This window comes from Polynucleobacter sp. Nonnen-W13 (assembly GCF_018881735.1).
Classification (GTDB): domain Bacteria; phylum Pseudomonadota; class Gammaproteobacteria; order Burkholderiales; family Burkholderiaceae; genus Polynucleobacter.
The window spans coordinates 183,060-195,042 of the sequence record NZ_JACVPU010000001.1 but is presented as its reverse complement, the minus strand read 5'-3'; the positions used below and the strand labels follow the sequence as shown (position 1 = coordinate 195,042).

Sequence of the window (11,983 nt, the reverse complement as noted above, 5' to 3'; positions counted from 1 at the left end):
ACCTTGAGTTTATCACCCGCACCCTCTTTTTATATGAACTTTGCCCCTAAACCTATTCGTACGAAAGCCGCCCATGAGTGGTTGGAGTATTTGCGCGAGTCTGAGGGCTTGGGCGGAATTCTGGCTAAAACTGAAGATTTGGCCAAACTCAAAATTGCCCTAAAAGCTGCTCTATTCGAGCTAGATTTAGAAAATTTAGCGCCCAAAATTGAGGCTGGGTGGCGTTCAGGTGGTCAGAATGAACTCTTTTTGTTAGTGAACGGGGCAAGTGTTGCTACTCGCCTTCAACAAGTTTTACCTAGCCTAATCAATGAGTTAGCTAAAAAAGGGGTAGTCTGCACTAGTATTAAGGTGCGTCTAAAGCCAGCGCCATCCACCTGGGAAATCAAGCCTCGCGAGGGTCTCCAGGCTAGCCAAAAACCAAGGGGCTTTAATGCTGTTGCAAGGGCTTCTTGGGAATCATTGTTGAATAAATTAGCGCCTGATTCGGATCTACATAAGGCAGTTGAACGCCTACTACAGAGCAAGCCTAAATAAACCTAGAAAAAGAGGGGTTGACTCTCTTTGGAATAGGCTGCTGGAGCCTTGTTTTCTGGGAAACTGCTGATTTCATAAGTGCTAGGATCTTCCAAAAGTTTACGCAAGAGCGCGTTATTTAAGGCATGTCCTGATTTTTCAGCAACATAGGAACCCACAATCGGGTGCCCAACTAAATACAGATCGCCAATGGCATCCAAGATTTTATGGCGCACGAACTCATCTTCATAACGTAACTCTTCGTTATTGAGAATACGGTGCTCATCGAGCACAATTGCGTTATCCAAGCTTCCACCACGCGCTAAACCCATCTCTCGCAAGGCCTCAACCTCGTGAGCAAAACCAAAGGTTCTGGCACGGCCAATCTCACTACGATAAGCATGCTCAGCAAAATCCACCACAAAACGTTGACCAGTTTTATCTACTGCGGGATGCTTAAAGTCAATGGTGAAATCCAACTTAAATCCAAAAAAAGGCTCTAGACGTGCAAGCTTGTCGCCCTCTTTCACTTCTACAGGTTTTTTAATCACCACAAACTGTCTAGAAGCTTCTTGCTCAGCTATACCAGCGGATTCCATTAGGAACAAAAATGATGCTGCGCTGCCATCCATGATGGGCACTTCTTCGCCATCAAGCTCAATTAATAAATTATCAAGTCCTAGGCCTGCACAAGCTGAAAGTAAATGCTCCACAGTGGAGACACGCACGCCATCCTTTTGTATTACTGAGGCCAGGCGAGTATCGCAAACCGCCAGAGCAGTGGCCGGTATAAGCGATTGCTCTGGGGTATCTACACGTACAAATACAATTCCAGAATTTACCGGTGCAGGCTTAATAGACAAAGTCACCTTACGTCCAGAGTGCAAGCCAATCCCCACGGTTTTAATCGGGGTGGCGATTGTGCGTTGCTTCATCATGGTTTGTCTAAATTCAGGGATGATTTATTAAAGCTTTTTCAAGATAGAAGCGGCATCGCTTACTTCAAATTTACCAGGCGCTTCGCGATTCAAGGTTGTCACAACACCATCCTCAACAATCATGGCGTAGCGATCTGAACGAACACCCAAACCACGGGCAACCAAATCCAACTCTAGGCCAAGTTTCTTAGTAAATTCAGCACTGCCATCACCCAGCATGCGAATCTTTTTGCCAACCTTTTGGTCTCGGCCCCAAGCACCCATAACGAATGGGTCGTTTACAGAAACACACCAAATTTCATCAACGCCTTTTGCTTTGATTGCATCAAAGTGCTCAACATAGCTAGGAACGTGCTTTGCTGAACAAGTTGGCGTGAATGCACCAGGTAATGCAAAGATCACTATCTTTTTGCCGGCAGTGAGTTTTTCAACTTCAAATGCGTTTGGTCCAATAGCGCAACCCTCGCTAGCTTCATCTAAAAACTCATAAAGAGTAGCGTTTGGTAATTTTTGTCCGACTGCGATCATAAAGTCTCCAATGAAATAGTTGTCATGAGTATGCCAACGCTAGCGCGGGATTCGTCGTCCGGAGGGGCGTCGCGCTGGCATTCTGCAAGATCTATTGTATTGAGCAGTGGTTTAGTCTGCTTGCTTACGTAAAAAAGCTGGGATTTCGTAGTAATCAGCCCCTTTATCCAACATGGTTTTTGCCTGCGGAGAGCTATCAGCACCCAATGCAGGAGCAGGTGTCACTTCACGAGAACTACGGAATACACGTGGCAAATCATATTGACTGTAATCAACACCACTAGAGGTAGGTTGAGCAGCTATCGAAGGCGCATTCCCTGCACCTGTCATTGCCAAACCAGCACTAGTACTCAGAGCTGAATCTAAATTCACTCTACTGATTGCTGCTGAAGCACTTGCTGGGGCAAAGCTGTTTAAGTCAGCCATTGTTGGCATCGCATCATGCGTACCAGTAGCTTGTCTCCAAACCACTTCTGGTTGATGATGTTGGCGTGCTTGTGGATTATTCAAGCCAGTAGCAACAACTGTGACACGCAATGCATCCCCTAAGCTCTCGTCATACACAGTACCAAAAATCACAGTAGCATCATCTGCAGCATAACCACGAATTGCTGCCATTACTTCGCGAGTTTCAGACAATTTCAATGAACGGCTAGCAGTAATATTAACCAATACACCACGCGCACCAGATAAATCGACTCCCTCGAGTAGTGGCGAAGCAACTGCAGCTTCAGCGGCTAAGCGTGCACGGTCCATGCCCGAAACTGTTGCAGTTCCCATCATTGCCTTACCCTGTTCGCCCATTACTGTTTTGACATCCTCAAAGTCGACGTTGATCAAACCTTGCACGTTAATGATTTCTGCAATACCTGAAACAGCGTTATGCAATACATCATCAGCACATGCAAATGCCTTATCAAACTCCGCATCTTCACCCATGACTTCAAAGAGTTTTTCATTGAGAACTACGATCAATGAATCAACATATGCTTCAAGTTCGGTAGCGCCATTCTCCGCAACTTTAAGACGCTTAACGCCCTCAAAATCAAATGGCTTGCTAATCACACCGACAGTCAAAATACCCATCTCTTTGGCAACTTGAGCAACGATTGGCGCTGCACCAGTACCTGTGCCACCACCCATACCGGCAGTGATGAAGACCATGTGTGCACCTTGCAATGTATCTGCTATACGGGCTCGCGCTTCTTCAGCGGAAGCTGCACCGATTTCAGGTTTTGCACCAGCACCGAGTCCGCTAGAGCCTAGTTGCAAATTCACAGATGCCTCAGAACGCTGTAAAGCGCCAGCATCGGTGTTCATGCAAATAAACTCTACGCCATTAACACCGCGACGAATCATGTGCTGAACTGCATTACCACCTGCCCCACCAACTCCAACCACTTTAATAATGGTTTTACCGGCTGTTTCTTGATCTAACATTTCAAATTCCATATACCCTCCTAGGTAATAAGTACTACATTGACGACGACGAAAAACTTAAAAATTTCCTGCGAACCATTCCTTCATGCGCGTAACCACACTTTGCAAGGCGCCTGACTGCGATACTCGACGACCACGCAACAACTGCGCCTGGCCTTCCATCAATAAACCAATGCTGGTAGCAAAACGGGGGCTACGCAAAACCTCATGTAAGTGGCCACGGTATTCAGGAGTTCCGATACGCGCTGGGCGCAAGAACACTTGCTCAGCAAGCTCAACCATGCCCGGCATTAAAGAGGTACCACCAGTCAACACGATTCCTGAGGACACCATATCTTCATAACCAGAATCACGAACTACACCCCTTACTAAAGTAAATAACTCCTCAACACGTGGTTCGATCACAGCAGCTAATGCTTGCTTTGACATTGGTCGTGACTCACGATCACCAACGCCTGGGACATCAATCATGGTGCTTGGATCTGCCATATCCTGGCGAGCAATGCCATATTGAATCTTGAGATCTTCCGCATCAATAGTCGGGGTACGCAATGCCATTGCAATGTCATTAGTAATTTGATCGCCCGCAATTGGAATCACAGCAGTATGTCGAATGGAGCCTTGGCAATAGATAGCAATGTCAGTTGTGCCGCCACCAATATCCACCAAGACAACGCCCAGCTCTTTTTCATCTTCTGTTAACACGGCTAAGCTAGATGCAAGCGGCTGCAAAATGAGATCATTTACTTCTAATCCACAGCGACGCACACACTTCACAATATTTTGCGCAGCACTAACGGCACCAGTAACAATATGCACCTTCACCTCTAGGCGCAAACCACTCATACCAATTGGCTCTCGCACATCCTCCTGCCCATCAATAATGAATTCTTGAACAAGGATATGAAGGATTTGTTGATCCGTTGGAATATTGATTGCTTTTGCAGTTTCCAAAACACGCTCAACATCGCCAGCACTAACTTCTTTATCGCGTATCGCCACCATACCGCTGGAGTTAAAACTCACAATATGGTTTCCAGCAATACCAGTAAATACTTGCACAATCTGGCGATCGGCCATGACTTCAGCTTCTTCAAGCGCTTTCTGAATAGACTGAACAGTAGCTTCAATATTGACAACTACACCCTTCTTCAAACCTTTAGATGCAGTTTGACCAACGCCGACGACATTAAATTGGCCGTCAGCGGCTAACTCAGCAACCAAAGCAACCACCTTGGATGTTCCAATATCTAATCCGACTAATAAATCGCGGTTGTCTTTACTCATTCTCATTCCTCATTGCTTCTGCTCGCTTTTTTGCCATCTGCTTCAATTTTTTTCAAACTGACCGAAGCAAGATGCACTGCAAAACCATTTGCATAGCGCAGATCAATTGCATCTACTCGGTTAGCCCACTTCTCTTGAACCTGCGGCCAATACTTAAAAAGACGTGCGACACGATCTTCAGTCAATGTTTTGTCAGAATTCTCTTCATCCCGACCAAACTCCACCTTCATGCCATTGGACAGCTTGACATGCCAAGCGTAACGATCAGAAAGAGTTAAGCTTTTCACTTCTGTACTCCAAGGCTTAAACCAAGCGTTCGCTCTTTCATACAAGCGCATCACTTCTTTGCTGGCATCTTCTGGTCCTGAGAAATCAACCAAAGAAATACCATCTCCCACATCAGAGACGCGCCCAGCAAAAAGCTCGCCATGCGTATTCATGAGGGTATGACTATCAGTACCGCCCCATGTGCCAAAAGGCTTTTGTTCTTCAATACTGACTATTAATCCATTAGGCCAAACTCTTCGAACGTTTGCATGACGCACCCAAGGCATCGACTCAAAGCCACGCTTGACATCCTCTAATCTCACACTAAAGAAGTTACCTTGGACCGTCTCTAAAACCTGCTGCTTAACAACAGGTTTATTAATATGTTTGAGCGTTTGGCCAGCCACTGGCTCTATCACTATTTGGCGCAATGCAAATACTGGGCGCTGACTCAACCACATCAACATTCCAACTAAAACCATCACTACAAAACAACGCATCAAAAAACGGCTCAGCTTTTGCATCCTCCCTGGATAATTCCAAAGCGGAGAGGCCAGTGAAGTAAATACTTCACCACAACCATTTAAGAAGGCGCCGATCCGACTCATGCTTGCGCAATCCCTTTAACATTTAAGGTTTGGCTAATGACCCAGAGAACTAGTTCGGCATACTCAATACCAGCCGCTTTTGCCGCCATAGGAACCAAAGAATGCGAGGTCATACCTGGAGAGGTATTCATCTCCAAGAGATAGGGTTTATCAGTTTTTTTATCGAGCATCACATCAGCTCGACCCCACGTTTTGCATCCAAGCGCACGATAAGCAGCTAACGCTAATTCTTGAACTGCTTTATTTACTTCTGGCGCAAGTCCAGTTGGGCATAGGTATTTGGTCTCATCAGAGAAATACTTATTATGAAAATCATAGTTAGCTTCCGGCGGAATGATTTTGATCACAGGCAATGCTTCTGCATTTACTCCAAACCCAACCAACGGGCAAGTCAACTCATCGCCAACAATACAAGTCTCAGCAATCACCTTCTTATCCATTCCGGCGGCTAACTTATAGGCAGCGGGCAATTCTTCAGCGGATTTCACTTTAGTTAAGCCTAGTGAAGAGCCTTCATGTGCGGGCTTCACAATTAATGGCAAGCCCAAATGCTTCACTACAGCATTCCAGTCGCTGTCGGCTTTCAGCTCTTCAAATTCAGGAGTTGAAAGACCACTACTAAGCCAAACCAGCTTGGTCGCAATTTTGTCAATTGCCAGTGCAGAAGCTAGTACACCACTACCGGTATAAGGTAAGCCTAATAGCTCGAGCAATCCTTGAATAGTGCCATCTTCACCGTAACGTCCATGTAAGGAAATAAATACACGGTCAAATTTTTCTTGGGCTAACTCAGTTGGACAACGTAATCCCGGATCAAATGGGTGCGCATCAACCCCCTTAGAGAGCAAGGCTTCCAATACGCCCTTACCTGACATTAGGGAAATCTCTCGCTCACCGGAGCGACCACCCAATAAAACGCCTACTCGACCTAATGACTTGACATCCAAGTGAACGAGATCACTCTTTACACGCTCGCCCCACGAATGCATTTGCGTATTTTGTTTAGACATGTTTCGCCTCCGCTAATACATGAGGTAAGCCGGAGATAGAGCCTGCACCCATCGTGATTAAGACATCGCCATCACGCAATAAGACGCTGAGTTTTTCTGGCATTTCCGCAATGTTTAAAGCAAACGCAACGGCTGCGCTATCCAAGGAACTGTTCACACCCTTATCGGTTGTGAGTGCTGCCTTAATAAGACTTTGACCATCAGCACCCGGAATCTTTGCCTCACCAGCTGGATATACTTCGGTTAACACGAGTGCATCAAAATTTTTGAGTACTTGCACAAATTCACCAAAGCAATCACGAGTTCTTGTAAAGCGATGGGGCTGGAATGCCAATACCAAACGACGGCCTGGATAAGCACCACGGGCTGCGGATAATGTAGCGGCCATTTCAACGGGATGGTGTCCGTAATCATCTATTAATGTGAAGCTTCCACCAGAGGCCAAAGGAATTTCTCCATACCTTTGGAAGCGACGACCAACGCCACTAAATTCAGATAAAGCCTTCACAATAGCCTCATCGCTAACACCCAATTCCGTTGCAATACCAATTGCTGCTAAAGCATTTTGAACATTGTGTAGACCGGGTAAATTTAATTGCACCTCAAGACGACCTGGCTTATTGCCATGACGACGTACAGTTTTACGATCAACCGTAAAGTGCATACGAGTACCTATGGCCCGTACATTGCTTGCACGAATATCTGCATCATCAGACAAGCCGTAGCGCAATACTGGCTGTGACACAAAGGGAACAATATCGCGAACATTGGCATCATCAATGCACAGAACAGCAACACCGTAAAAAGGCATACGTTGAATAAACTGCACAAAAGCCTGCTTCAATCTGGCCATATCATGTTGATAGGTATCCATATGATCAGCATCAATATTCGTAACAACTTCCATCGCAGGAAATAATTGCAAGAAGGAGGCATCAGACTCATCAGCTTCCACCACAATAAAGTCGCCCTGACCTAAGCGTGCGTTTGCACCTGCAGAATTTAACTTACCTCCAATAACGAAGGTTGGATCTAAACCACCCTCAGCCAAGACTGAGGCAACTAAACTAGTGGTCGTTGTTTTGCCATGAGTACCTGCAATCGCAATACCCTGCTTTAAACGCATAAGCTCGCCGAGCATGACAGCCCGCTGAATAACGGGAACCTTGGCTGCGCGAGCAGCTAATACTTCGGGGTTATTGCCTGCAACTGCAGTCGAAATGACTACCGCTTCTGCAGTACCAATATTTTTAGGGTCATGCCCAATATGAATCACTGCACCCAAATCTTTTAGGCGCTTCGTTACAGCACCTTCAGCTAAGTCAGATCCAGATACCTGATATCCCAGATTCAGCAAAACTTCGGCAATACCACTCATGCCTGCTCCGCCGATACCAACAAAATGGATTTGCTGAACGATATGTTTCATATACCCACTCCTGCACAGTCTGCACATACTTCAGCCACACGCTGAGTTGCATGGGGCTTAGCTAAAGCATGAGCACGCTTAGCCATCGCCTGTAAATCTTGGCGGCTAAAATTTTGAATCATAGATGCCAGATCCTGCGGATTGAGATCTTGCTGTGGCAATAAAATAGCAGCATCTGCATCCGATAAAAATCGTGCATTTGCAGCCTGATGGTCATCAATTGCATATGGAAATGGAATCAAACAAGATGCAACACCACAAGCTGCGATCTCAGATACGGTCATTGCACCAGAGCGACAGATCACTAGATCTGCTTGGGCGTAAGCGCTTGGCATATCGTCAATAAAAGGGCGAATATCAGCAGCAACACCTAAGTTGGTATAGCGCTGCTGTAGATCTACAAGATGCTTATCACCTGCCTGGTGAATTACATGGGGTCGTGCCTCTTTATCCATTAATGCCAAGGCTGCTGGAATGACTTCATTTAAGGCGGCGGCACCTAGACTTCCTCCCACAACCAAAATCGACAGTGGGCCGATACGCTCTTCATAACGTTTTACTGGCGCACCTACAGTTTCAAATTCTTCACGGATTGGATTTCCTACCCACTCAGCGTGAGCCATCGTATCTGGAAATCCAGTCAAGGTACGCATAGCAATTTTGACTAAAGCGCGATTGGCACTTCCTGCAACGGAGTTGGCTTCATGCAGAACGAGTGGCGTCTTCAAAAACTTTGTCACTAGACCACCGGGGAAAGTAATGTAACCACCCATACCTAAAACTACATTTGGCTTGATGCGACGCATAATCTTCCAGCTCTGCATAAAGGCTCTTGCAAGATTAAATGGCAACATCAATGTCGCTTTGATGCCTTTACCACGCAAGCCACCAAAGTTAACTGCCTCAAATGGGAAGTCGCAAGCTTTTACTAAGCGAAACTCCATCCCGCCTTGATTACCTAGCCAAGATACATTCCAACCACAAATGCGTAGGTATTGGGCAACAGCGAGCCCCGGGAAAATATGTCCCCCAGTACCGCCGGCCATAATCAAGATGGATGGCTTGGTCATAGCTTGCCACCCCGCATTAAGATGCGGTTTTCATAATCAATCCGAAGTAGCATTGCGATAGCTACGGCATTCATCAAGATTCCTGAGCCACCATAACTAACGAGCGGAAGTGTCAAGCCTTTAGTAGGAAGCAAACCTAAGTTCACACCCATATTGATAAATGCTTGCCAACCAATCCATATCGCCACACCTTTAGCGGCAAGGCCTGCAAAACTACGATCCAATTGCAATGCAGTACGGCCAATCAAGAATGCACGACGCACGATCCAGTAGAACAAGAAGATCATCACTACAACACCAACAAATCCTAGCTCTTCACCAATTACTGCCATGATGAAGTCGGTATGTGCCTCAGGTAGGTAATGTAATTTTTCAACACTACCGCCCAGGCCTAGACCAAACCATTCGCCTCGACCAAATGCCATCAGAGAGTGAGTTAACTGGTAGCCTTTATTAGCTGCATTGTCGACTTGCCAAGGATCAATAAAAGCCATGATTCGCTTTTGACGAAATGGCGAGAAGGCAATAATTGTCACTGCACTTAATATTCCAACTGCTAACAATCCACCAAATAATTTAGCGTTGATCCCACCTAAAAATAAAATTCCAAATGCAATGAGCGATATCACGACAAGCGCACCCATATCTGGTTCAGCCATCAGCAAGCCACCAACTAAGGCAACAGCAATACCCATTGGTAGCATGCCTTTAACAAATGAGTGGAGATATTCTTGGCGTTGAACTGTATAGCTTGCAGCAAATATCACCGCAGCAAACTTCATTAATTCGGATGGCTGGAAGTTCATGAGACCCAATGGAATCCAACGTTTGGCGCCGTTTACGCCTTTTCCAATGCCCGGAATAAGTACGGCAATTAATAACAAGACGGTAAATCCAAAAATGATTGGGGAATAGCGATCCCACACGTGAGTTGGGATCTTAAATACCCAAATAGCAACACCAATCGCAATTGCCAATGAAATGCAATGTCGAATTAAGAAAAAATTGCTGCTGTAATTTGCGTACTTAGGGCCATCTGCCAAAGTAATGGACGCTGAATACACCATAACTAAACCAATGAGGGCTAAAGAAAGTACCGCCCAAACTAGAAGCTGGTCATAGTCCATCATGCGTGAGCGCGTTTGCTCAACGCCAGAAACCGCATCTCTCAAGCCACTGCGGAAATTATCTATCCCACCTCTGGAAAAATTCCAGAAGCGGTCAAGACCTAAACGATTCTCAGGAAAAAGTTTTTCCTTCAAACTCATGCATTAGCTCCTTCGAATTGCATGCCCAATTCTTGGACTTCAGCAATAAACGCCTCAGCACGTGCAACGTAATCACTGAACTGATCAAAGCTAGCGCAAGCCGGTGATAACAAAACAATATCGCCTGACTGAGCTACTTTTGCGGCTTGTGCTACTGCGTTTTGCAGAGTCTCGCTCATGACAGATGGCACTGAATCACCTAAAGCTTGAGCAATGATTGGGGCATCTTTGCCAATCAGGAAAACACCTTTTACAAAACGTAATGCAGGATCACGCAAGGGGCCAAAGTCTTGGCCCTTACCCTCACCACCAGCAATCAACCAAATACGCTTGCCAGACTCATTAGCGCTTAAGCCATTTAAAGCAGCTACTGTTGCTCCTACGTTAGTGCCCTTGCTATCGTCCACATATTCAATATTCGACACAATTGAAACAGTTTGAACACGATGAGGCTCGCCATGGTAATCACGTAAACCATGTAAAAGCGCATTCATTGGTAAACCAGCTGATCGTGCTAAGGCTAAAGCAGCTAGCGCATTCAAAGCATTGTGGCGTCCGCGAATCCGTAAAGCATCAGCTGGAATTAAACGCTTGAGTCTTAATGGTTCATCCTCTACAACAACTGCTTTACGGCGACGCTTCGGTTGTGGCTCGAGATCTTCATCAACTTCAGCCCAGACCAACCAATCAATTCCACCAGCACGTAGATCATGTTCAATTCCAAAATCACCCTGCTCATCAGGGCGGCCGGCACCAAAAGTAATGACTGATTTATTGGATTTCTGCTCGTCAGTAAGCAGATTCATGACCTGCGCATCATCGCGATTCAAGATGCAGATACTGTCCCGTCCAAAGATATTGGCTTTTGCATCAACATAAGCCTGCATATCACCATGCCAATCCAAGTGATCTTGCGTAATGTTTAATACGGTCGCTGCTGTTGCATTGAAGTTACTCGTGTAAACCAGCTGGAAGCTAGATAACTCGAGTACCCATATCTCAGGCATGTCGGCAACTTGGTCAGACTCATCTAAACAAGACATCAACTTATCTAGAGCTGCTGGACTGATATTGCCAGCTACAGCAACTTTTTTACCAGCTCGTTCACACAACTGACCTGTTAAGGCCGTTGTGGTTGTCTTTCCATTTGTTCCAGTGATAGCCAATACAGCAGGCTTGTATTGAGACTGCTGAACTTGGGCCATGCGATCCATTACAGCAATGGCTCTGGCAAAGAATTCTAATTCTCCCCAAATATCAATATTAGATTCTTGCGCTTTAACTAAGAAAGAAGCTACTGGCTCTTGAAGTGGCGATAAACCAGGACTAATTCCAATGACTTCAACACTCTTTACATTAAGGCCATCCAAAGGTCCGAAATAAGCCTCTTGAAGCCCTGCAAATTTAAGATCCGCTAACCAAGCTTTTTGTTGCTCATTCAACTTTTCACGATCACGCGTATCGGCCAGTCTGACCTTTGCAGCATTCCTTAAACACCACTTAGCCATAGCATAGCCAGATTCACCCAATCCTAAGATTAAGAAATGTTGGGGTGCTTGATAATTCTCATCTGCGATGAGAGCAGGGTTAGCGAAGGCTTGGTCTAAGTTATGCATATTCTT

Annotated in this window: 11 protein-coding genes; 1 reads left to right on the top strand and 10 read right to left on the bottom strand. The window is 45.7% G+C overall.

The window, feature by feature from the left end:
* The first annotated feature begins 3 nt into the window (after positions 1-3).
* Positions 4-537, top strand: coding sequence for a hypothetical protein (locus ICN27_RS01040; protein ID WP_255534918.1), 534 nt, complete (start codon positions 4-6; stop codon positions 535-537).
* Positions 538-539: 2 nt separating this feature from the next.
* Here ICN27_RS01040 and lpxC read toward each other — a convergent pair whose 3' ends face one another.
* The 10 genes from lpxC to murD form a co-directional block, all read right to left on the bottom strand.
* On the bottom strand, positions 540-1,454 hold the full coding sequence (gene lpxC / locus ICN27_RS01035) for a UDP-3-O-acyl-N-acetylglucosamine deacetylase (protein ID WP_215308854.1): 915 nt from the start codon (positions 1,452-1,454) through the stop codon (positions 540-542).
* A gap of 27 nt (positions 1,455-1,481) precedes the next feature.
* A complete protein-coding gene (locus ICN27_RS01030; RefSeq protein ID WP_215308853.1) occupies positions 1,482-1,982 on the bottom strand; it encodes a peroxiredoxin in 501 nt (166 codons plus the stop codon).
* A 111-nt stretch (positions 1,983-2,093) separates the two neighbouring features.
* Positions 2,094-3,434: a cell division protein FtsZ gene (gene ftsZ / locus ICN27_RS01025; RefSeq protein ID WP_216268631.1), complete on the bottom strand. Its 1,341-nt coding sequence runs from the start codon at positions 3,432-3,434 to the stop codon at positions 2,094-2,096.
* 45 nt (positions 3,435-3,479) lie between these two features.
* The gene (ftsA, locus tag ICN27_RS01020; protein ID WP_215308851.1) at positions 3,480-4,709 is read right to left on the bottom strand and encodes a cell division protein FtsA; all 1,230 of its coding nucleotides are present in this window, start codon (positions 4,707-4,709) and stop codon (positions 3,480-3,482) included.
* Between the two features lie 2 nt (positions 4,710-4,711).
* A complete protein-coding gene (locus tag ICN27_RS01015) occupies positions 4,712-5,584 on the bottom strand; it encodes a cell division protein FtsQ/DivIB (protein WP_216861212.1) in 873 nt (290 codons plus the stop codon).
* On the bottom strand, positions 5,581-6,573 hold the full coding sequence (locus ICN27_RS01010; RefSeq protein WP_255534989.1) for a D-alanine--D-alanine ligase: 993 nt from the start codon (positions 6,571-6,573) through the stop codon (positions 5,581-5,583). Before ICN27_RS01010 ends, ICN27_RS01015 begins: the two co-directional genes overlap by 4 nt.
* Before the next feature lie 13 nt (positions 6,574-6,586).
* The gene (gene murC / locus ICN27_RS01005) at positions 6,587-8,023 is read right to left on the bottom strand and encodes a UDP-N-acetylmuramate--L-alanine ligase (protein WP_216268629.1); all 1,437 of its coding nucleotides are present in this window, start codon (positions 8,021-8,023) and stop codon (positions 6,587-6,589) included.
* Positions 8,020-9,093: an undecaprenyldiphospho-muramoylpentapeptide beta-N-acetylglucosaminyltransferase gene (gene murG / locus ICN27_RS01000; protein ID WP_216268628.1), complete on the bottom strand. Its 1,074-nt coding sequence runs from the start codon at positions 9,091-9,093 to the stop codon at positions 8,020-8,022. The genes murC and murG overlap by 4 nt, the downstream gene beginning before the upstream one ends.
* Entirely contained in the window at positions 9,090-10,361 is a 1,272-nt protein-coding gene (gene ftsW / locus ICN27_RS00995) for a putative lipid II flippase FtsW (RefSeq protein ID WP_215328533.1), read from the bottom strand. The genes murG and ftsW overlap by 4 nt, the downstream gene beginning before the upstream one ends.
* Entirely contained in the window at positions 10,358-11,977 is a 1,620-nt protein-coding gene (gene murD / locus ICN27_RS00990; RefSeq protein WP_216268627.1) for a UDP-N-acetylmuramoyl-L-alanine--D-glutamate ligase, read from the bottom strand. Before murD ends, ftsW begins: the two co-directional genes overlap by 4 nt.
* Positions 11,978-11,983 lie beyond the last annotated feature (6 nt).

Coding starts and splice junctions, on each gene's coding strand:
- lpxC (WP_215308854.1), bottom strand. CDS start 1,454: ATGATGAAGCAACGCACAATCGCCACCCCGATTAAAACCGTGGGGATT.
- ICN27_RS01030 (WP_215308853.1), bottom strand. CDS start 1,982: ATGATCGCAGTCGGACAAAAATTACCAAACGCTACTCTTTATGAGTTT.
- ftsZ (WP_216268631.1), bottom strand. CDS start 3,434: ATGGAATTTGAAATGTTAGATCAAGAAACAGCCGGTAAAACCATTATT.
- ftsA (WP_215308851.1), bottom strand. CDS start 4,709: ATGAGTAAAGACAACCGCGATTTATTAGTCGGATTAGATATTGGAACA.
- ICN27_RS01015 (WP_216861212.1), bottom strand. CDS start 5,584: ATGAGTCGGATCGGCGCCTTCTTAAATGGTTGTGGTGAAGTATTTACT.
- ICN27_RS01010 (WP_255534989.1), bottom strand. CDS start 6,573: ATGCATTCGTGGGGCGAGCGTGTAAAGAGTGATCTCGTTCACTTGGAT.
- murC (WP_216268629.1), bottom strand. CDS start 8,023: ATGAAACATATCGTTCAGCAAATCCATTTTGTTGGTATCGGCGGAGCA.
- murG (WP_216268628.1), bottom strand. CDS start 9,093: ATGACCAAGCCATCCATCTTGATTATGGCCGGCGGTACTGGGGGACAT.
- ftsW (WP_215328533.1), bottom strand. CDS start 10,361: ATGAGTTTGAAGGAAAAACTTTTTCCTGAGAATCGTTTAGGTCTTGAC.
- murD (WP_216268627.1), bottom strand. CDS start 11,977: ATGCATAACTTAGACCAAGCCTTCGCTAACCCTGCTCTCATCGCAGAT.